Annotated in this window: 21 protein-coding genes and 1 riboswitch; of the genes, 11 read left to right on the plus strand and 10 right to left on the minus strand. The window is 71.0% G+C overall.

From position 1 onward, the window contains the following. Positions 1–77 precede the first annotated feature (77 nt). Both AQJ91_RS01130 and AQJ91_RS01135 read left to right on the plus strand, forming a co-directional pair. Entirely contained in the window at positions 78–1,106 is a 1,029-nt protein-coding gene (locus AQJ91_RS01130; RefSeq protein ID WP_067014808.1) for a 6-phosphofructokinase, read from the plus strand. Between the two features lie 62 nt (positions 1,107–1,168). Then, the gene (locus tag AQJ91_RS01135; protein WP_067014811.1) at positions 1,169–2,164 is read left to right on the plus strand and encodes a 2-hydroxyacid dehydrogenase; all 996 of its coding nucleotides are present in this window, start codon (positions 1,169–1,171) and stop codon (positions 2,162–2,164) included. Here the strand turns inward: AQJ91_RS01135 and AQJ91_RS01140 are convergent. Beyond that, positions 2,116–3,996, minus strand: a complete 1,881-nt coding sequence (locus AQJ91_RS01140; RefSeq protein ID WP_067014814.1) for an anthranilate synthase family protein — start codon at positions 3,994–3,996, stop codon at positions 2,116–2,118. The two genes, AQJ91_RS01135 and AQJ91_RS01140, sit on opposite strands and share 49 nt — an antisense overlap. 91 nt (positions 3,997–4,087) lie before the next feature. Further along, positions 4,088–4,156, minus strand: coding sequence for a trp operon leader peptide (locus AQJ91_RS58060; RefSeq protein ID WP_082319554.1), 69 nt, complete (start codon positions 4,154–4,156; stop codon positions 4,088–4,090). Positions 4,157–4,251: 95 nt separating this feature from the next. Here AQJ91_RS58060 and AQJ91_RS01145 point away from each other — a divergent pair, with 95 nt between their 5' ends. Then, positions 4,252–5,604: a class II 3-deoxy-7-phosphoheptulonate synthase gene (locus tag AQJ91_RS01145; protein WP_067014817.1), complete on the plus strand. Its 1,353-nt coding sequence runs from the start codon at positions 4,252–4,254 to the stop codon at positions 5,602–5,604. A 166-nt stretch (positions 5,605–5,770) separates the two neighbouring features. Continuing rightward, positions 5,771–6,013, plus strand: coding sequence for a (2Fe-2S)-binding protein (locus AQJ91_RS01150; RefSeq protein WP_067014820.1), 243 nt, complete (start codon positions 5,771–5,773; stop codon positions 6,011–6,013). 204 nt (positions 6,014–6,217) lie between these two features. On the opposite strand, the gene bfr is transcribed toward AQJ91_RS01150, so the two are convergent. Continuing rightward, positions 6,218–6,697 (minus strand): bacterioferritin, encoded by a 480-nt coding sequence (gene bfr, locus AQJ91_RS01155; RefSeq protein ID WP_067014823.1) that lies wholly within the window; start codon positions 6,695–6,697, stop codon positions 6,218–6,220. A 172-nt stretch (positions 6,698–6,869) separates the two neighbouring features. Here bfr and AQJ91_RS01160 point away from each other — a divergent pair, with 172 nt between their 5' ends. Further along, the gene (locus tag AQJ91_RS01160; protein ID WP_067014826.1) at positions 6,870–7,532 is read left to right on the plus strand and encodes a sulfite oxidase-like oxidoreductase; all 663 of its coding nucleotides are present in this window, start codon (positions 6,870–6,872) and stop codon (positions 7,530–7,532) included. Between the two features lie 21 nt (positions 7,533–7,553). Here AQJ91_RS01160 and AQJ91_RS01165 read toward each other — a convergent pair whose 3' ends face one another. From AQJ91_RS01165 to thiO, 6 genes are all read right to left on the minus strand, one after another. Next, on the minus strand, positions 7,554–8,048 hold the full coding sequence (locus tag AQJ91_RS01165) for a DUF4396 domain-containing protein (protein WP_067014829.1): 495 nt from the start codon (positions 8,046–8,048) through the stop codon (positions 7,554–7,556). Between the two features lie 75 nt (positions 8,049–8,123). Continuing rightward, positions 8,124–9,005, minus strand: a complete 882-nt coding sequence (locus AQJ91_RS01170) for a deoxyribonuclease IV (protein ID WP_067014832.1) — start codon at positions 9,003–9,005, stop codon at positions 8,124–8,126. Between the two features lie 31 nt (positions 9,006–9,036). After that, positions 9,037–10,974, minus strand: coding sequence for a Stk1 family PASTA domain-containing Ser/Thr kinase (gene pknB, locus AQJ91_RS01175; RefSeq protein ID WP_067014835.1), 1,938 nt, complete (start codon positions 10,972–10,974; stop codon positions 9,037–9,039). A gap of 102 nt (positions 10,975–11,076) precedes the next feature. Continuing rightward, positions 11,077–11,874 carry a thiazole synthase gene (locus AQJ91_RS01180; RefSeq protein ID WP_067014839.1) on the minus strand — a complete coding sequence of 266 codons (798 nt, stop codon included), beginning with the start codon at positions 11,872–11,874 and terminating at the stop codon, positions 11,077–11,079. A 3-nt stretch (positions 11,875–11,877) separates the two neighbouring features. Further along, a complete protein-coding gene (gene thiS, locus AQJ91_RS01185) occupies positions 11,878–12,078 on the minus strand; it encodes a sulfur carrier protein ThiS (protein WP_067014842.1) in 201 nt (66 codons plus the stop codon). Next, positions 12,075–13,232: a glycine oxidase ThiO gene (gene thiO / locus AQJ91_RS01190; protein WP_067016048.1), complete on the minus strand. Its 1,158-nt coding sequence runs from the start codon at positions 13,230–13,232 to the stop codon at positions 12,075–12,077. Before thiO ends, thiS begins: the two co-directional genes overlap by 4 nt. Next, positions 13,230–13,341: riboswitch (TPP riboswitch) on the minus strand. Its footprint overlaps the gene before it by 3 nt. A gap of 52 nt (positions 13,342–13,393) precedes the next feature. Between thiO and AQJ91_RS01195 the strand changes: the two genes are divergently transcribed. From AQJ91_RS01195 to AQJ91_RS01220, 6 genes are all read left to right on the plus strand, one after another. Beyond that, positions 13,394–13,744, plus strand: a complete 351-nt coding sequence (locus AQJ91_RS01195; RefSeq protein WP_067014845.1) for an avidin-fold protein — start codon at positions 13,394–13,396, stop codon at positions 13,742–13,744. Between the two features lie 32 nt (positions 13,745–13,776). Further along, on the plus strand, positions 13,777–15,003 hold the full coding sequence (locus AQJ91_RS01200; RefSeq protein WP_067014848.1) for an NAD(P)/FAD-dependent oxidoreductase: 1,227 nt from the start codon (positions 13,777–13,779) through the stop codon (positions 15,001–15,003). A 76-nt stretch (positions 15,004–15,079) separates the two neighbouring features. Beyond that, positions 15,080–15,451 carry an Rv2175c family DNA-binding protein gene (locus tag AQJ91_RS01205; RefSeq protein ID WP_067014851.1) on the plus strand — a complete coding sequence of 124 codons (372 nt, stop codon included), beginning with the start codon at positions 15,080–15,082 and terminating at the stop codon, positions 15,449–15,451. Between the two features lie 110 nt (positions 15,452–15,561). Beyond that, positions 15,562–16,218 carry a thiamine phosphate synthase gene (gene thiE / locus AQJ91_RS01210; RefSeq protein WP_067014854.1) on the plus strand — a complete coding sequence of 219 codons (657 nt, stop codon included), beginning with the start codon at positions 15,562–15,564 and terminating at the stop codon, positions 16,216–16,218. A 163-nt stretch (positions 16,219–16,381) separates the two neighbouring features. Beyond that, positions 16,382–17,305 (plus strand): methylenetetrahydrofolate reductase [NAD(P)H], encoded by a 924-nt coding sequence (gene metF / locus AQJ91_RS01215; protein ID WP_067014857.1) that lies wholly within the window; start codon positions 16,382–16,384, stop codon positions 17,303–17,305. Positions 17,306–17,362: 57 nt separating this feature from the next. Further along, the gene (locus AQJ91_RS01220) at positions 17,363–18,340 is read left to right on the plus strand and encodes an SCO2102 family sporulation regulator (protein WP_067014860.1); all 978 of its coding nucleotides are present in this window, start codon (positions 17,363–17,365) and stop codon (positions 18,338–18,340) included. A gap of 43 nt (positions 18,341–18,383) precedes the next feature. Here the strand turns inward: AQJ91_RS01220 and AQJ91_RS01225 are convergent, their stop codons facing one another. After that, complete coding sequence (locus AQJ91_RS01225) at positions 18,384–19,895, minus strand: phytoene desaturase family protein (RefSeq protein ID WP_079084611.1); 1,512 nt, start codon at positions 19,893–19,895, stop codon at positions 18,384–18,386. Between the last annotated feature and the right edge of the window lie 283 nt (positions 19,896–20,178).

Genomic DNA, 20,178 nt, shown 5'->3' on the forward strand with positions numbered 1-20,178 from the left:
TTCCGACCCATCCCTGTGTGACCTGGATCACTACTACCGTGGCTCTCACCAGGCATCCGCGGCGAAGGGACATTTCCATGCGGGTCGGAGTACTGACCGGAGGCGGCGACTGCCCCGGGCTCAACGCCGTCATCCGGGCCATCGTCCGTAAGGGCGTGCAGGAGTACGGCTATGACTTCGTCGGCTTCCGGGACGGCTGGCGGGGTCCGCTCGAGAACGACACCGTCCGCCTCGACATCCCCGCCGTGCGCGGCATCCTGCCCCGCGGCGGCACCATCCTCGGTTCCTCGCGCACCAACCCCCTCAAGCACGAGAACGGCATCCGCCGGATCAAGGAGAACCTCGCCAAGCAGGAGGTCGAGGCGCTCATCGCCATCGGCGGCGAGGACACCCTCGGCGTCGCCGCCCGGCTGTCCGACGAGTACGGCGTGCCGTGCGTCGGCGTGCCCAAGACCATCGACAACGACCTGTCCGGCACGGACTACACCTTCGGCTTCGACACCGCGGTCGGCATCGCGACAGAGGCGATCGACCGGCTGCACACCACCGCCGAGTCGCACATGCGCGTCCTGGTCTGCGAGGTGATGGGCCGTCACGCGGGCTGGATCGCCATCCACTCCGGCCTGGCCGGCGGCGCCAACGTCATCCTCATCCCCGAACAGCGCTTCGACGTCGACCGGGTGTGCGCCTGGGTGACGTCCCGCTTCAAGGCGTCGTACGCCCCCATCGTGGTCGTCGCCGAGGGCGCCATGCCGAAGGACGGCGACATGGTGCTCAAGGACGAGTCGCTGGACTCCTTCGGGCATGTGCGGCTGTCCGGCGTCGGCGAGTGGCTGGCCAAGGAGATCGAGAAGCGCACCGGCAAGGAGGCCCGCACGACGGTCCTCGGACACATCCAGCGCGGCGGCACACCGAGCGCCTTCGACCGCTGGCTCGCCACCCGCTTCGGCCTGCACGCCATCGAGGCCGTCCGCGACGGCGACTTCGGCAAGATGGTCGCGCTGCGCGGCACGGACGTCGTCCGGGTCCCGATCGCGGACGCCACGGCCAAGCTGAAGACGGTGGATCCGAAGCTCTACGAGGAGGTCGGAGTCTTCTTCGGCTGACGGGGCAGCAGGGGGTTGTGGGCCGTATATTCGGCCCATAACCCAGCAGAACGGGAGCTGTCGTGGAGATTCTCGCCTTCGGTGTGCAAGCGGACGAGAAGCGTCTGATCGAGCACGCCTTCCAGGGTCACCACGAGATCCGCTGTCTGGACGTCTTCCTCAACGAGGACACCGCCCCCATCGCCGCCGGCTACGAGGTCATCTGCACCAGCGTCAACTGCGACCTCGGCCACCGCGTCCTGCAGACCCTCGCTGCCGGCGGCACCCATATGGTCGCCCAGCGCTCCACCGGCTTCAACAACATCGACCTCAAGGTCGCCGAGCGCCTCGCCATGACGGTCGCCCGTGTCTCGTACTACTCGCCGTACTCGGTCGCCGAGTTCGCCTGGACCCTCGCCATGGCGGTCAACCGCCGTATCGTCCGGGCCTCCACCCGCACCCGCGACTTCGACTTCCGTCTCGACGGTCTGATGGGCCGCGACATGCACGGCCGCACCGCCGGCGTCCTCGGCACCGGCAAGATCGGCGAGGCGTTCGCCCGGATCGCCCACGGCTTCGGCATGCGGCTGCTCGGCTGGGACATCGCCGAGAATCCGGCCTGTATGCAACTCGGCATGAAGTACGTCCCCAAGGAACAGCTCCTCGCCGAGGCCGACCTGGTCAGCCTGCACGTCCCGCTGATGCCGGAGACCCGGCGGCTGATCGACGCGGCCGCCCTGAAGGCTATGAAGGACGACGCGATCCTGGTGAACTCCAGCCGCGGCGGCCTCATCGACACCGCGGCCCTCGTCGCCGAACTGCGCGAGGGCCGCTTCACGGGCGTAGGACTGGATGTCTACGAGGCGGAGGCGGGCCTGTTCTTCCTCGACAAGTCCCTGGAGGCCATCGAGGACGACACCCTGGCCCGCCTCGTCACCTTCCCGAACGTCCTGGTCACCTCGCACCAGGCGTACTACACCGTGGACGCCGTCGGCCAGATCATCGAGACCACGGTGAAGAACGTCCTCGACTACAAGGCCGGCCGCCGCTCCGAGAACGTGCTCGTGCCGCGCACCTGACCGACCAGCTCCAGCACGACGGCGGCACCGTTCAGCGTCAGCACCGACTCCGGGTGGAACTGCACCCCCGCGAACCCGGGGCCGCGCAGCGCGTGCACCTCGTGCGAGGCGCTCCGGCTCACCTCGACGCCGTGCGCGGCCAGTTCCCGCTCGGCCTCGTCGTCGCAGCGCGCCACGAAGCTGTTGTAGAAGCCGACGGTCTCCGGCCGCCCGAACAGGTCGACCGTGGTCTGCGCCCCCTGGTACGGCACTTCCTTCCGTACGATGTCCAGCCCCAGCTCGGCCGCGATCAGCTCATGCCCGAGACAGACGCCGAGCACCCCGTGCCGGTGCTTCCGGACCACCTCGGCGGTGAGGTCCCGCAGGAACCGCATCTTCGGGTCGGCCGTGTCCGACGGGTCACCGGGGCCCGGCCCCAGCACCACCGGCCCCTCGTGCGCCGGCACCGCCTCCCGCAGCCCCGGCTCGTCGTACCGGCGGACGGTCACATCGAGGCCGCTGGACCGCAGGACGTGGGCGAGCATCGCCGTGAAGGTGTCCTCCGCGTCGACGACCAGGGCATGGCCTTCCTGGGAGTCCGACCGCTCCTGCATCCGCAGCCAGAACGGCGCCAGCGAGGCCCGGCGCCCGTCCAGCGCGGCCCGCACCCGGGGGTCGTCGGCGAGCCGGGGGAGCGTCTGCTCCGCACGCGGCCGGGACGGACCTACCCCCAGGGCGGCGAGCACACCCGCCGCCTTCGCATGCGTCTCCGCGACCTCGCTCGCCGGGTCCGAGCCGCGTACCAGCGTGGCGCCGACCGGCACCCGCAGCCGCCCGTCCGCGTCGATGTCGGCGGTACGGATGAGGATGGGGGAGTCCAGGGTCTGGGCGCCGCCGGAGTCCCGCCCGAGCAGCGCCAGCGCACCCGCGTAATAGCCCCGCCCGCCGACCTCGTGCCGTTCGATGACCCGGCAGGCGTTCTGCACGGGCGACCCGGTGACGGTCGCCGCGAACATGGTCTCCTTCAGCACGTCCCGGACGTCCAGCGAGGACTTGCCGCGCAGCTCGTACTCGGTGTGCGCGAGGTGCGCCATCTCCTTCAGTCGGGGCCCGACGACCACTCCGCCCATGTCGCCGACGGTGCACATCATCTTGAGCTCCTCGTCGACGACCATCGACAGCTCCTCGATCTCCTTGCCGTCGGCGAGGAAGCCGAGCAGGTGCTCGGGGGTGGGGCCCTCGGCGGGATAGCGGTACGTCCCGCTGATCGGGTTCATGACGACCGTGCCGCCGGACATCCGGACGTGCACCTCGGGGCTGGCCCCGACCAGCGTGCGGTCCCCGGTGTGGACGACGAACGTCCAGTACGCGCCCCGCTCGCCCTCCAGCAGCCGCCGGAACAGGGCGAGCGCGTCGGCCCGTCCGAACCCCGGGAGCACACCCTCGTACGTCCGCCGGATCACGAAGTTGGCGCCCTCGCCCTGCCCGATCTCCTCCCGCAGCACCCGGCCGACGATCTCCGCGTACTCCTCGTCGGCCACGTCGAAGCCGCCGCCCTCGACGCGCACCTCATGGGCCGGGAGCCCGGCCAGGGTCTCTTCGAGGGAGAAGGTGTGCGTCTCCTCGGGGGTCAGCACGAGCAGCGGCGTGCCGTCGTCGCGGACGTCGAAGCCGCGCTCGCGGATCTGCCGGAAAGGGACGAGCGCCAGCCCCTCGTCGGGCAGGTCGGCCAGCCGCTCGTACGCGGCGACCGGGCCGAGGAACAGCTCGACCGTCTTCTCGTCATGGCCCGGCGTACGGCGCCGCAGCAGGGCGAAGGGGCGGGAGTCGGGCAGCAGCTCCAGCAGGTTCATCCGTGATCCTCCTCATAGGGATGAGGAACGACCCCGGACACACCGAAGGCCGCCCCTCGGGCGGCCTTCGCGAAGTCTTGCGTACGCGCAGTCAGTGGGCCGCCGGATGAGCGGTCCACCACCAGTTCTGGGTCGAGTGCGCGAACATGCGAGGCACCATACCCCATGCCTGACGGGTCCACAGGTGAGCGCACAGGCGTCTCACCTGTCGAGCCGGACGAAAATCGGTCGACACGACCCCGTAATGTTGAGGGCGTGACCGTGAACGCTAAGACCAGCGCGAGCGCTGGCAACACCTGGCGAGACCTGCCCGCGGCGCAGCAGCCCGAGTACCCCGACACCGAGGCTCTGCGCGCAGTGATCGCGGACCTCGAGTCGTATCCGCCGCTCGTCTTCGCAGGCGAGTGCGACCAGCTGCGTGCCCGGATAGCGGCCGTCGCCAAGGGAGAGGCGTTCCTCCTCCAGGGCGGCGACTGCGCCGAGGCCTTCGACGCGGTGTCCGCCGACCACATCCGCAACAAGCTCAAGACCCTGCTCCAGATGGGCGCCGTGCTGACGTACGCCGCGTCCGTGCCCGTGGTGAAGGTCGGCCGGATCGCCGGCCAGTACTCCAAGCCGCGCTCCAAGCCGACCGAGACCCGCGACGGCGTGACGCTCCCGACCTACCGGGGCGACTCCGTCAACGGCTTCGACTTCACCGAGGCCGCCCGCATCCCGGACCCCGAGCGGCTGAAGCGGATGTACCACGCCTCCGCCTCGACGCTGAACCTGGTGCGCGCCTTCACCACCGGCGGCTACGCCGACCTGCGCCAGGTGCACGCCTGGAACCAGGACTTCGTGAAGTCGTCCCCGTCCGGGCAGCGCTACGAGCAGCTGGCGCGCGAGATCGACAACGCGCTGAACTTCATGCACGCCTGCGGGGCCGACCCGGAGGAGTTCAAGACCGTCGAGTTCTACGCCTCGCACGAGGCGCTGCTCCTCGACTACGAGTCGGCACTCACGCGCGTCGACTCCCGCACCGGGCACCTCTACGACGTGTCGGCGCACATGGTGTGGATCGGTGAGCGCACCCGGCAGCTGGACCACGCGCACATCGAGTTCGCCTCGAAGATCCGCAACCCGATCGGCATCAAGCTCGGCCCGACCACCACGGCCGAGGACGCGCTGCAGTACATCGAGCGCCTCGACCCCGACCGCGAGCCCGGCCGGCTGACCTTCATCGTCCGCATGGGCGCCGACAAGGTCCGCGACAAGCTGCCCGAGCTGGTCGAGAAGGTCAGCGCCTCGGGCGCGACGGTGGCCTGGATCACCGACCCGATGCACGGCAACACGTACGAGGCGGCCTCGGGCCACAAGACCCGCCGCTTCGACGACGTGCTCGACGAGGTCAAGGGCTTCTTCGAGGTCCACAAGGGCCTGGGCACCCACCCGGGCGGCATCCACGTGGAGCTCACCGGTGACGATGTCACCGAGTGTGTGGGCGGCGGCGACGAGATCTTCGTCGACGACCTGCACCAGCGCTACGAGACGGCCTGCGACCCGCGGCTCAACCGCAGCCAGTCGCTCGACCTGGCGTTCCTCGTCGCGGAGATGTACAGGGACCAGTAGCCGTTTCGCCTGTTACGGGCGTATGTAGTGGGGCGCGGATCACATACGATCCGCGCCCCTCACCACTTTTGCGGTTCCCGTGACCCGGGTAAGGTTAGGTTAGCCTCACCGATCAAGCGGGCCTCCGGTCAGTCGGTACGGCACCACTTATCGATCCCGGCGGGAGGTGAACCGCGTGTTCGTCTGCAGTTGCTTCGGCATCACCGAGCAGCAGGTCAAGAAGCATGCGGAGGACGGTGCCTGCACCCCCCGCCAGATAGCGTCCGCCTGCAAGGCGGGCACGGACTGCGGGTCGTGCGTGCGCCGTATCCAGGCGATCCTCGGCCGGGGCGCGTGCCCGCGCCGTGATCTGGTCGACCAGGGCCAGCCGGTGCTGGCCGAACTGGTCGAACTGGACGAGGCCGCCTAGTCGCGGCTAGTGCCCCAACAGGCGACATTCGCCCCGTCGCGACGCCCGGCACGCTCCCCCACTGCGTTAAGGGCGTGGGAGGTGCCCCCTCTCGCCGCACCGGGCGCAAACCCAGGTACGTCCAGTACGAGGGCTTTCGTCCGGCACGCCGAGAGCACGCACCGGACGCCGCTCCTTAACGGGCGAACGTTGCCTGCCGGGGCACTAGCTCTCCGGCTGCTCGATCAGCTGCGCGATGTAGAGCGCCTCGCCGAGCTTCTCGACGAGCTCCAGCTGGGTGTCGAGGTAGTCGATGTGGTGCTCCTCGTCCTCGAGGATCGACTCGAAGATGTTCGCGGACGTGATGTCGCCCTTCTCGCGCATCACCTTGATGCCGCGCCGGAGGCGGTCGATGGCCTCGACCTCGATCTGCCGGTCCGCCTCGAACATCTCCTTGACCGTCTGGCCCACGCGCACATGGAACAGTCGCTGGTAGTTCGGCAGCCCCTCCAGGAACAGGATCCGGTCGGTGAGCACCTCCGCGTGCTTCATCTCGTCGAACGACTCGTGCCGTGTGTACTTGGCGAGCTTCGTCCAGCCGAAGTTTTCCTGCATCTTCGCGTGCAGGAAGTACTGGTTGATCGCGGTGAGCTCGCCGGTGAGCTGCTCATTCAGGAATTCGATGACCTCGGGGTCGCCCTGCATCGCAGAGGCTCCTTCCACACGGACTGACTGGCAGTTGCGCCGCATGATTCCACCGCGATCGAAGATCGTCCAGTAAGTCTGCACTTAGTAAGTAAGGGCACACTTAGTCCGTTTTGCACGAAATTAGAGGGCCCGGTCAGGGGCATCGTCCCGGGTCTGTCAGGATGGAGTCATGGGTCAGCCGGTGGAACGCGAATCGGGAGAACGCGATTCGGGAGGACGTGAATCGGGAGGCGCCGCACTGTCCGAGCTTCCGCCGGGGCAGCGAGTGCAGCGCGGCTGGCCCGTCACGCACTACGGCCCGGTCCCCAAGTTCCGCTCCGAACGCTGGGAGTTCAGGGTCTTCGGCGCCACCGTCGACGGCGAGAAGCACTGCTGGACCCACGAGGAGTTCACGGCCCTGCCGTACACCAGCGTCGTCGCCGACCTGCACTGCGTCACGAAGTTCAGCATGCTCGGCGCCGAGTGGGGCGGCATCCCGGCCCGCACGATCCTGGAGATCGCACCGCCCGCGCCCGCCGTCACCCATGTGATGGTGTGGGCGGAGTACGGCTTCAGCTCCAACCTCCGGCTGGCGGACTTCGCCGCCGAGCGCACCATCTTCGCCACCCACAAGGACGGCGAGCTGCTGACCGCGGAGCACGGCTTCCCCCTCCGTCTGGTCGTCCCCCATCTGTACGCCTGGAAGGGCCCCAAGTGGGTCCGTGGCGTGGAGTACATGACCGCCGACCGCCGCGGCTTCTGGGGGGAGCGCGGCTACCACAACATCGGCGACCCCTGGAAGGAACAGCGCTACTCCTACCAGGAGGAGCCCGGGGACGGCCCCGAGCTCTGACTCCCGGCCCTTGCCTGTGTGTCAGTGGTGGTACTGGTGCACCACCGCGTGGCCCTTGCCGCGGCCGATCATCCACTTGTTGACCGGCGTGGTGACCACGAAGGCGACCACGAGCGCGATCGCCAGGGCGCCCCAGAACAGCAGGTCGTCCAGCTGGGCGTCCATCGCGCCCGGCCACAGCACGATCACGCCGTTGTCGACGAGCTCCATCACGGCGATCGACAGGGTGTCCGCGGCCAGTGCCACCCGGACCGCCCCGCGCAGACCGAGGCCCGACTTCAGGACGCCGCGCAACGTGAGCGCGTAGCCGAAGAAGAAGGCCAGCACGATCGCCAGGACCAGGGTCGGTACATCGCCCCAGCCGAGCGCGGTGCCGATCACCATGCCGAGCACCTCGCCGATGGCACACCCGGTGAGGCAGTGCAGGGTGGCCTGCACTGCCATGGCCCAGGTGCTGGTGGCCCGGGCCGGTGCCTCGTGGTGGTGAGCGTGTGCTGCGTGCGCCTCGTGCGTCATGTGTGCCCCCAATGTCAGGTGACGGTTCCTGCACCGAGCAGAACCGTATACCCCCCTGGGGTATTCCTGTAAGGCCTACGCGTCCCGGAGTTTCTTCAGCCGCTCCACGTCCGCCGCATGCCCCTCCTTGCCGCCGGGCGTCTCGATGATCAGCGGTACGCCCGCGGTGGCGGGGTGCGTCATCAGCGCGCGGAACGGGTCCTCGCCGATGTGGCCGGCGCCGATGTTCTCGTGGCGGTCCTTGTGCGCGCCGACCACGTCCTTGGAGTCGTTGGCGTGGATCAGCCTCAGCCGGCCCTCGCCGACGGTGTCCACCAGCAGGTCGAGCGTCTGGTGCATGCCGGACGGCCCGGTCAGGTCGTGGCCGGCCGCGAAGACATGGCAGGTGTCCAGGCATACGCCCAGCTTCGGATGGGCGTCCAGCGCTTCGAAGTAGGGCCCGAAGTCCCAGGTCCGCGAGCAGAGCGAGGCACCCTGCCCGGCGGTCGACTCCAGCAGCAGAAACGGGTCGTCGTCGTGGGTGAGCTCGTCGAGCAGGGGCAGCAGGTACTCCCGCACCTGCCGCAGCGCCACGGACCTCTCCCGGCCCCCGGTCGCGCTGCCCGTGTGCACCACCACGCCCAGTGCCCCGATCTCCCGCCCGCGCCGCAGCGAGTGCCGCAGCGACTCTACGGACTTCTCGACGGTCGCCTCGGTGTGCGAGCCGAAGTTGATCAGATAGGGGGCGTGTACATAGGCCGGGATCGACTCGGCCTCGCACACCGCGCGGAACTCCTCGTCCTGCCGCGGATTCCCGGCGGGCGTGGCCCAGCCGCGCGGATTGGCGACGAAGACCTGGACGGTCTCGGCCTTGAGGTCGTGGGCGTAGGAGATGCCGACGGAGTGGAGACCGCCTGCCACCGGGACGTGGCCGCCGACGGGGTTGCGGGTGGGGCCGGGCTGTTGACTCTTCACCATTTCAGGGTGTCATGCGGCCCCACCTGCTCCGTCAGCGGATCACGATGGTGATCGTGGACCCCTTGGGCGCCGTCGTCCCGCCCCTCACGGACTGGCGCTTGACCGTGTCGCCGAACAGCCCGAGCAGCCCGCGGTCCTCGTCGACCTGGAAGCCGGCGGCCTCCAGCTCGGCCTTCGCGTCGTCGACCTTGTCACCGACCACGTCCGGGACCTCGATCATCTCCGGGCCCTTGGACAGCGTCAGCGTGACGGTGTCGCCCTGGCCGGCCTCGCTGCCGTTCTCCGGGGACTGCCGGGCGACCTGGCCCTTGTCGAACTCGGAGTTGACCTCCTGGGAGGAGACCCTCACTTTCAGGCCCGCCTCCTCCAGCTCCGCCGTCGCGTCCTCCAGGGTGTCGCCGGTGACGTCCGGGACGTCGATCGGGCTGCCCTTGCTGACGGTGAGCGCGATCGCGGAGCCCGAACGGCGCTCCGTTCCCCCCTCGGGCGTAGTGGAGATCACGAAGCCCCGGGGGACGTCCTCGCTGAACGCCCGGGTCACCATGCCCGGTTCGAGTCCCTCGGTCTTCAGCCGCTCCTTCGCCTTGGCGAGGCTGTAGCCCTGTACGTCGGGCACCTTCACGGTCTCCGGGCCCGCGGAGATGATCAGCTTAACGGTGTCGTTGTCGCGGATGCGGGTGCCCGCCGTCGGGTCCGAGTCGATGACCGTGCCGCGCTTGACGACGTCGCTGTAGGCGCGCTCCACCCCGCCGACCTCGAGGCCGGCCTTCTCGAGCTGGTTCCGGGCCTGCGTCTCCGTCTTCTGGATCAGCGGCGGGACCTTGGTGAACTGGCCGGAGTTGATGTACCAGACGCCGGCGCCGAGGCCGAGCACCAGCAGGACGGCGGCGATGATCGTGAGCGGGCCGCGCAGGGGGCCGCGTGAGCGGCGCCGCGAGGGCGGGGGTGGCGGGGGAGACTCGAGCCGGCTGGTGCGGTGGAACACGGCCTCGCGCTCGTGCTCGTCCTCGTTGACAGGCAGCGGACGCGGCACGGTCAGCGCGCGCGGGATCACGCTCGTACGGTCGTCGGCGTTGCTGTGCTCCGCCGAGACCGCCTGCGGCGGCACCGCGTCCAGCTGGTCCGCGCTGAGCGCGGCGCGCGCCTCACGGGCCTGCGCGAGCAGCGCAACGGCGTCGTGCGGGCGGATGTCGGGAGTGCGCGCGGTGGCCGAGGCGACCAGCTCGTCGAGCTCGTATGCCAGGCCCGGCACGACGGCCGACGGTGGCGGGACGTCCTCGTGGAGGTGCTTGTACAGCACCACGGCGGGGGAGTCCGCGTCGTGCGGCTTCTCGCCGGTCAGCATCTCGTAGAGGACGACACCGCACGCGTAGACGTCGACGCGCGGATCGACGGTGCCGTTCTCGATCTGCTCGGGGGCGAGATACGAGACGGTGCCGAGCACGGTCCCGGTGGTGTTGGTGACCGTGTCCACGGCCCGGACCAGACCGAAGTCGGCGACCTTGACCCGGCCGTCGTCCCCTATCAGGACGTTCTCCGGCTTCATGTCCCGGTGCACGAACCCGGCGCGGTGCGCGGAGCCGAGCGCGGCCAGCACCGGCTCCAGGATGTCGAGGGCGGCCCGCGGCTGCAGCGCCCCGCGCTCGCGCAGGACGTCACGCAGGGTGCAGCCGGCCACGTACTCCATGGCGAGATAGACGTACGACCCGTCGGTGCCCTGGTCGAAGACCTGCACGACATTGGGGTGCGCGAGCCGGGCGACGGACTTGGCCTCCCGGATGAACCGCTCGACGAACGACCCGTCGACCGCCAGCGTCGGATGCATCACCTTGAGCGCGAGGACGCGGTCGAGCCGGGTGTCCACGGCCCGGTAGACCGTGGCCATCCCGCCGACGGCGATCCGCGCGTCCACGCGATACCGGCCGTCGAGCACCTGCCCGACCAACGGGTCCTGAAGGGTCGTATCCACGCAGGTGAGTGTACGAGCCGCCGCTGACAGCCCCACCGGTTCGGGCAAGATCGGGGCGGGACTGCAGCCGACCTGTGACGCTTCACACACCTACGAAGGGGCCTACTCGAACGCGGGGCGCTCGGGATCCAGTTGAGCGCGCCCCTCCACCGGAGACGACGCCTCCGCGAAGTGCCGCCGCGGAATCCGACCGGCCCGGTACGCCAGCCGCCCCGCCTCCACCGCGTGCCGCATCGCGTCCGCCATCAGGACCGGCTCCTGCGCCCGCGTCACCGCCGAGGCGAGCATCACACCCGCGCACCCCAGCTCCATAGCCAGCGCCGCGTCCGATGCCGTACCGGCACCCGCGTCCAGGATCACCGGCACGCGCGCGTGCTCCACGATCAGCTGGAAGTTGTGCGGGTTGCGGATGCCCAGCCCGGACCCGATGGGCGACCCCAGCGGCATGATCGCCGCGCACCCGGCGTCCTCCAGCTTCCGCGCCAGCACGGGGTCGTCGTTCGTGTACGGCAGCACCGTGAACCCGTCGTCCACCAGGGTCTCCGCCGCGTCCAGCAGTTCGATCGGGTCCGGCAGCAGGGTCCGTTCGTCGGCGATGACCTCCAGCTTGACCAGGTCGGTGCCGAGGGCTTCGCGCGCGAGCCGGGCCGTCAGTACGGCCTCGCCGGCGGTGAAACAGCCCGCCGTGTTCGGCAGTACCCGGATGCCGAGCTTCTCCAGCACCGACAGCACCGAGCCGTGCACGGAGGGGTCCACGCGCCGCATCGCGACCGTGGTCAGCTCCGTCCCGGACGCGACCAGCGCCCGTTCCAGCGTCTCCAGGCTGGGCGCCCCGCCCGTACCCATGATGAGCCGGGACGAGAGGGACGTACCGCCGATGACAAAGGGATCGTCGGCCATGGGTCAGCCTCCTTGGACGGCGGTGAGGACCTCGACACGGTCCCCCTCGGAGAGGGACGTCGACGGCCACTGCGCGCGCGGGACGACGGATTCGTTGAGGGCGGCGGCGACTCCGGAGGGCGCCGGGGTGAGTGTCTTCACGACGGTGTCGAGAGCGGTGCCGGGGGCGAACTCCCGCGGCTCACCGTTGAGGGAGATGTTCATACGGGCTGCTCCGTGCGAGCGAAACGCTTCGGGGTGAAGGGGCGGACCTCGTCCGGCAGTTCACCGGTGGTCAGGGCATGGGCCAGCACATCGCCGGTGACCGGCGTGAGCAGCACGCCGTTGCGGTAGTGCCCGGTGGCCAGCAGCAGGCCGTCCAGCTCGGTCGGGCCGAGGAGCGGCGCGTTGTCGGGGGAGCCGGGGCGCAGGCCCGCGCGGGTCTCCGTCAGCGGCAGCTCCGTGATGCCGGGGACCAACTCGTGCGCGTCCCGCAGCAGTTCGTACACCCCGCCGACGGTCACCGTGGTGTCCCAGCCCAGTTCCTCGCTCGTCGCCCCGACGACCAGCTCACCGCTCTCGCGCGGCACCAGATAGACCTGGCTGCCGCGCACCACGGCGCGCACGGTCCGGCTCAGGAACGGGGCGTACCGCTTCGGCACGGTGAGCCGCAGCACCTGCCCCTTCACGGGCCGTACGGGCGGCAGGACGTCCTCCGGGACCCCGTCGAGCCGCCCGCTGAGGCTGCCGCCCGCGAGCACCACCTGCCCGGCGCCCAGCGCGCCGCCGTCGGCCGTGACGATGCCCGCGGCCCGCTCCCGTACGACGCTGAGCCGCTCGGCCCACACCCGGTGGAAGACCACGCCCGCCCGTTCGCACGCGGCCACCAGCGCGCAGGCGAGACGCCGCGGGTCGATCTGGTGGTCGCCGTCCACCCGCAGCCCCCCGCGCACGCCCGGCGCGAGCATCGGCTCCAGGCGCCGGCACTCCCGCCCCGACAGCCACTCGGAGTCCAGCCCCGACTGCCGCTGCAGCGCGTGCAGTTCGCGCAGATGGGCGCGGTCGTCAGCGTCCAGGGCAACGGCGAGCGTGCCGCACCGGCGGTAGCCGAGGTCATGGCCGGTCAGCTCGGTGAGCTCGGCCGCGAAGTCCGGGTAGCGGCGGGCCGAGGCGAGGTTCAGACCGAGCAGGGTCTGCTCGCCGTAGTGCAGTTCCGTGACGGCGGCCAGCATCCCGGCAGCCACCTGGGCGGCCCCGCCGCCCGGCTCCGGGTCCACGACGGCCGTGGCGAACCCGCGCTGCGCGGCCCGCCACGCCGTGACCAGGCCGATGATGCCGCCCCCGATGACGAGGACGTCTGACGTTCGCGTACGCGACATGGGCGTCCAGCCCCTCCCTTCGCCGGCATGACCCGGATCAGGTTCGTACGGTCGGAGGCCGCCAGCCTCCCTCTCAGCCCGGTGCGTCCGGGCTCCCGCGAGTGCTCTACTTTGGCCACCCTAGCCGCTGGTTCCGTGCCTCTGTAAGGGAGCCTTTTGTCATGCCCCGCTCGCTCGACGGCCTCGTCCTCGCGCCCGTCGCCGACCAGGCCCCAGGTCAGGTGGGCACCCGCACCCGGTTCACGTACCACGAGAAGGCCGGGGAGATCTGGGCCGAGTACGCGGGCGGCGATGTCGTACGCGGGCACCTGGTGGGTACACGGGAGGGTGACCGGCTGGACTTCCGGTACGTGCAGCTCAAGCGGGACGGGACCACGTCCTCGGGGCACTGTGTGTCCACGGTCGTCGAGCTGCCCGACGGGAGGGTGCGGCTCGAGGAGACGTGGGAGTGGGAATCCCAGCGGGGCAGCGGGACCAGCGTTGTGGAGCAGGTCACGGAGCACGACGGCTGACTGACAATTCGTCAGTTGTCTATGGTGATCAGGTGAGCGAGCAGACGCAGGAACGGCCACCGTCCGCGCGGCGGACCGTCGTCGTGGGCGCGGGCATGGCGGGCGTACAGACCGCGGTCGCCCTGCGGGAACAGGGCTTCACCGGCACCGTGACACTGATCGGCGCCGAACCCCACCAGCCCTACGACCGGCCGCCGCTGTCCAAGGCCGTCCTGCTCGGCAAGGCCGAGGGCTCCGCCTTCGACGTCGACTTCGAGGCGCTCGGCATCGCACTGCAGCTCGGGCGCGAGGTGCTGGGCGTGCGCCCCGCCGCGCACGAGCTGGACACCGAGGCCGGGCCCGTCCCGTACGACGTCCTGGTCCTCGCGACCGGCGCCGAACCGATCCGGCTGCCGGGCGCCGAGGGCGTGCCCGGCGTGCATCTGCTGCGCACCCTGGACGACGCCGAGCGGCTGCGCCCGGTGCTCGCCCGGCAGCACGACATCGTGGTCGTCGGCGCGGGCTGGATCGGCGCCGAGTTCGCCACGGCGGCCCGCGAGGCGGGCTGCGCGGTGACGGTCGTGGAGGCCGCCGACCGGCCGCTGGCGGGCGCGCTGCCCGCGGAGGTCGCGGCGCCGATGACGGACTGGTACGCCGACGCCGGAGTCGCGCTGCGCACGCACGCGCGCGTGGAGCGCGTCGAACCGGGGGCGGTCCTGCTCGACGACGGCTCGCGGGTGCCCGCGGGCGCCGTGGTGATCGGCATCGGGGCGCGGCCCGCCACGGGCTGGCTGGCCGGCTCCGGCATCGAGCTCGGCGCGTACGGCGAGGTCGTGGCCGACGACCGCCTGCGCACCTCGGCGCCGGACGTCTTCGCGGTCGGCGACTGCGCCTCCTTCCCTTCGGGAAGGTACGGCGAGCGCCTGCTGGTCCACCACTGGGACAACGCCCTCCAGGGTCCCCGCACGGTGGCCGCGAACATCCTCGGCGAGAACCCCGCGGTCTACGACCCCGTCCCGTACTTCTGGTCGGAGCAGTTCGGCCGCTTCGTCCAGTACGCCGGCCATCACCCCGCCGCCGACCTGACCATATGGCGCGGCGAACCGTCGGGACCGGCCTGGACGGTGTGCTGGCTGCGCGAGAACCGCCTGGTCGCCCTGCTGGCCGTGGGTCGCCCCAGGGACCTGGCCCAGGGGCGGCGGCTGATCGAGGCGGGGACGGAGCTGCGCCCGGAGCTGCTGGCGGACCCCGCCAAGCCGCTGAAGGCGGCGGTCGCTTAGCCCGGGTGCCCCGGCATCACCCCTGGTCGGACGGGTCTGGCTTCCGACTGTCAGTCCGGGATGGCAGGCTTGTTCCGTGACCGAGATTGACGCAAAGATCGATGCTCTCGTCCCCGCCTGGCTCACCCTGCCCGATATCGCCGAAATGCTCGATGTCGAGGTGACGCGTGTGCGGCAGCTGGTCAAGGAGGGCCAGCTCATCGCCGTACGCCGGGGTGAGAACCGCGCGCTGCACGTTCCCGCCGCCTTCATCGACGAGAAGGAGCAGAAGGTCGTCAAGGGCCTCACCGGCACCCTGACGCTCCTGCGGGACGACGGCTTCACCGACGAAGAGATGCTCGAGTGGCTTTTCACCCCCGACCCGAGCCTGCCCGGCACCCCCGCGCAGGCCCTCAGCGAGAATCGCGGCACGGAGGTGAAGCGCCGCGCCCAGGCGCTCGCCGTCTGAACCGAACAGGCTGATCCGAACACCGTCCGGCGTACGGGCCGGGGTCCCCATGGGGCCACGGCCGTGGTTCACTGCGGCCCGTACGCCACTGTCAACGGGGGGACACTCACATGCCCGATACCGCAGCCGGGGCACGCGCCCGCGTCGCCGACGCCCGCGTCTACCTCTGCACGGACGCCCGCAAGCGCCAGGGCGATCTCGCGGAGTTCCTGGATGTCGTTCTGGCCGGCGGCGTCGACATCGTCCAGTTGCGCGACAAGGGCATGGAGGCGGCCGAAGAGCTGGAGCACCTGAAGGTCTTCGCCGACGCCTGCGCCCGGCACGGCAAGCTCCTCGCGGTCAACGACCGCGCGGACGTCGCCCACGCCGCCGGCTCCCACGTCCTGCACCTCGGCCAGGGCGATCTCCCCGTCCCCGCGGCCCGCGCGATCCTCGGCGACGACATCCTCGTCGGCCGCTCCACGCACTCCGAGGCGGAGGCCGCCGCGGCCGCCGTCCAGGAGGGCGTCGACTACTTCTGCACCGGCCCGTGCTGGCCGACCCCCACCAAGCCCGGCCGCCACGCCCCCGGCCTCGACCTGGTCCGCCACACCGCCGCCCTCGGCACCGACCGCCCCTGGTTCGCCATCGGCGGGATCGACCTCGGCAACCTCGACGACGTGCTGGAGGCCGGCGCCCGCCGGGTCGTCGTCGTACGGGCGATCACCGAGGCGGACGACCCGGGCGCCGCGTCGGCGGAGTTCGCGAAGCGGCTGCGGCAGGCGTAGCGCCTGGCCTGTCCTGCCTGCGGGGCTCGGAGCCCCTCGGCGCGGCGGCTCTCGGGGCCTGGTTCGTCTCACGTCTGTCCAAGGGGTGGACAGTAAAGCGACAATCCGGGCAAATGTCCGGCATTCGGTTGGGGGACCGGCCACCCCTGGCTAACCTGCGGGTATGGCCCTAGGCACCGCATCCATCAGGTCGGACCACGCCCGAACCGTGCGCGAGATGCTCGCGACCGGTAAGACGACGTACTCGTTCGAGTTCTACGCCCCGAAGACCCCTAAGGGCGAGCGGAACCTGTGGAACGCGCTGCGCCGGGTCGAGGCCGTGGCACCCGACTTCGTCTCCGTGACCTACGGCGCGGGCGGCTCCACCCGCGCGGGCACGGTCAAGGCGACCGAGGCCATCGCCTCCGACACCACGCTCACCCCGATCGCCCACCTCACCGCCGTCGACCACTCGGTGGCCGACCTGCGCAACATCATCGGGCAGTACGCCGACGCCGGGATCCGCAACATGCTGGCACTGCGCGGCGACCCGCCCGGCGACCCGATGGGCGACTGGGTGCCGCACCCCCAGGGCCTGACCTACGCCGCCGAACTCGTCGAACTGATCAAGACGTCCGGCGACTTCTGTGTGGGCGTCGCCGCCTTCCCCGCGATGCACCCGCGCTCCGCCGACTGGGACGCCGACGTGAACCACTTCGTCGACAAGTGCCGCGCGGGCGCGGACTACGCCATCACGCAGATGTTCTTCCAGCCGGAGGACTATCTGCGGCTCCGTGACCGGGTCGCGGCCGCCGGCTGCGACACCCCGATCATCCCCGAGATCATGCCGATCGCCAGTGTGCGGAACCTCGAGCGCATCCCGTCCCTCACCAACGCCACGTTCCCGGACGTCCTGAAAGAGCGGATCCTCACAGCACAGGACGATCCGGCCGCTGTACGCTCCATTGGCATCGAGTACGCCACGGAGTTCTGCGCACGGCTGCTGGCCGAGGGAGTGCCCGGACTGCACTTCATCACGCTCAACAACTCCACGGCGACGCTGGAAATCTACGAGAACCTGGGCCTGCACCAACCGCCGCAGGCCTAGACCGGCCGCACTGCTATACGTCACACTGCGTAGGCGGTCACTGGGAGAGGGGCGTACATGGGCTGGACGGTCCTCTACATCGCGTTCGGAGTTGTCGCGCTGTGGCTGCTCGGTGAGGTGCTGCTGCAGTACAAGGCGCGTCTGCGCTGGCGGCTGCTCGCCTTCGTCGGCTTCCTCGGCGTCGTGCTCGGGGTGCTGATCCCGTCCGTGCCCGTCATCGCGCTGGGCGCGGTCGCGTTCGCGGTCGGCCAGACGTACGTCACGCTGTCGTTCCGCCGTGGCTTCGCGGCCGGCTGGGCGGTCTCCGCGCCGGGCCTGAGCGGCCTCGCCAAGCGCCGCCGCGGTGAGCCGGAGCACCAGGACCCGAGCCTCGAGGTCTCCGACCTCCAGGCGGCCGACACCGGCTTCGCCGACGACGACGCCAAGTACGGCCAGGACAACCTCGGTTACGACGACTACGACCGCGACGACGTCTTCGCGCCCGCACGCCAGGCCCAGCCGACGGCCGCCGAGACCACCTCCGTGTACGAGCCGCAGCCCCTGCCCGACGACACGGGCTCGTACGGCGTCTACAGCGACGCCGCCTACGCCGGCGACCAGTCCTACGCGGCCCCGGCCCAGGACCAGTACGCGGCGGCGGCCCAGGACCAGTACGCGGCGGCGGCCCAGGGCGCCGACCAGACCTACGCGTACGACGGCTACACCGGCTACGACCAGCAACAGTACGGCTATGACGCGACCGGCCAGCAGCAGTACGCCGCGTACTCCGACCCGTACATCGGCACCCAGACCTACGGCGGTGTGACGTACGACGCATATGGCCAGCAGCAGTACGGCCAGCAGGGCTACGGCCAGGACCAGTACGCCACCGGCACCTACGGCGAGACCCCGCCCGGCGGCGTCTGGGTTCCCCAGCAGCGCAGCACCGACGACCCGTACGGCGGTGAACTCCCGCCGGAGCAGCAGTACCCGTACCAGGGCGACGGCCAGGGCCAGGGGAACGGCAACGGGTACGACGAGCAGTACCGGTTCTGAATCTCCGGTGAGCTGAGCGCCCGTCAGGCAGCCTGTCGGGCGCTCACTGCGACCCCCGGAACTCCGGCCCGTCCACGATCAGCCCGGCGGCCAGCGCGCCCGACATCCCGGCGTGCGGGAGACCGCCCCCCGGATGCGACCAGCCGCCGACGGTGAACAGGCCCGGTATCCGCGTGCTGTTGGACGGGCGCAGGAAAGTCCCCTCCGCCCCGGCCAGCGCGGGTGCGGGCACCCCGCCGCCCTCGGCCCCCGTCTCCTCCAGCGTGTGCACCGGCGTACGGACCTCGCGCCACAGCGTCCGCTCACGCAGCCCCGGTATCGCGCGCTCGGCGACGGCGACCATGCGGTCGGCGAAGGCGTCGGCGGCGCCGGGCGCGGTCCAGTTATAGAGCATCTGCGACGGCACCGTCGCCGTGAGCACCATCGACTCGTGCGCGTCGTCGGGGCGCAGGGCGGGATCGTCCGGCCGGTCGATCCGGACCGTCGGACGCGGGGGCGGCTCGCCGAGCCCGAAGGCGTCCCACTCGGCCTGCCGGTCCGGGGCATGCACCACCGTCCGATGCGCGGCGTCGGCCTTCCGCGCCCCGCGCAGCGCGAGACAGACCACGACCCGGCCGGGGGACATGCCCTCGGGGCCGGGCTCGACCTGCTCCGCGCCGTACAGCTCACGGCCGTGCGCCAGCTCGCCGAGACGCCACGGTCCGGTGCCGACGACCGTGTCCGCCTCCTCGACCGTCCCGTCCGCGAGCTCCAGCCCCGCTGCCCGGCCGTCCTTCTCCAGGACCCCGGCGACCTCGGCGCCGAAACGGAACTCGACCCTCCGGGCCAGGCACCGCTCGTACACCGCGCGCGCCAACTCCCGCATGCCGCCCCGGACATACCAGGTCCCGAAGGCATGCTCCATGTACGGCAGCACGGCCGCGCTCGCCGGGGTGCCGGCCCGGTCGAGGCCGTACGCGAGGGCGTAACCGTCCAGGAGGGCGACGAGCCGGGGATCGCGCAGCTCCCAGGCGCCGACCTCGCCGAGCGTGCCGGCCCGGCGGGTACGCAGCAGCCGCTTGTGCGGGACAGCGGGGTAGGGCTCGCGGTCGGCCAGCACCGACCAGTTGGGCCACAGGGGCTCCTCCAGCAGTGGCCGGCGGGTCCGGTCCCAGGCCTCGCGGGCCCGGACCAGGAAGTCGCCCCAGCGGCCGCCCGCACCCGACCCGAGCGCCTCGTCGAGGGCGGCGACGACGCCCGCGCGCGAGGCGTTCGGCAGGGCGACCTCCGTGCCGTCCGCGAAGACGTGCCGTGACGACGGGTCGACCTGGACCAGCTCGACGCACGCCTCCAGCGGCTCCTTGCCCGTCTTGATGAACAGATCGCGGTACACGGCGGGCAAGGTCAGCAGCCCGGGCCCGGTGTCGAACCCGAAACCCTCCCGCTCGAAGCGGCGGACCGCTCCGCCGTACGTCTCCGTACGCTCGTACACCGCCACCCGGTGGCCCGCGACGGCCAGCCGGGCAGCAGCCGCCATCGCGCCCATCCCAGCGCCGATCACCGCAATCCGTGCCATGCCTGGGACTTTATCGGCCGCCACTGACAACCCGACCCGAGGGGCCCTGACCTGCGGTGTTCCGCTGTACGTCGACCCTCGCCGCAGGCCGGACCCGCGCCTTCGGTCTGGCGCGGGTCCGCCCGGTCCCGCCTGCGTCCCGCGGTTTCGGTCCGGCGTGAATGGCGTCCCGCGGGGGGCGATGCGGACCGCGTGGCTCCGCTCGAAGCCGTGGTGGCGGTCGCCCCCGAGTCGCCCCGCCGCCTCCTGCGGCAGGCTGCAGCCCGCAGGGTGAGGTCTTTCG

Source organism: Streptomyces dysideae (genome assembly GCF_001514305.1).
In the GTDB taxonomy this organism is placed as follows: domain Bacteria; phylum Actinomycetota; class Actinomycetes; order Streptomycetales; family Streptomycetaceae; genus Streptomyces; species Streptomyces dysideae.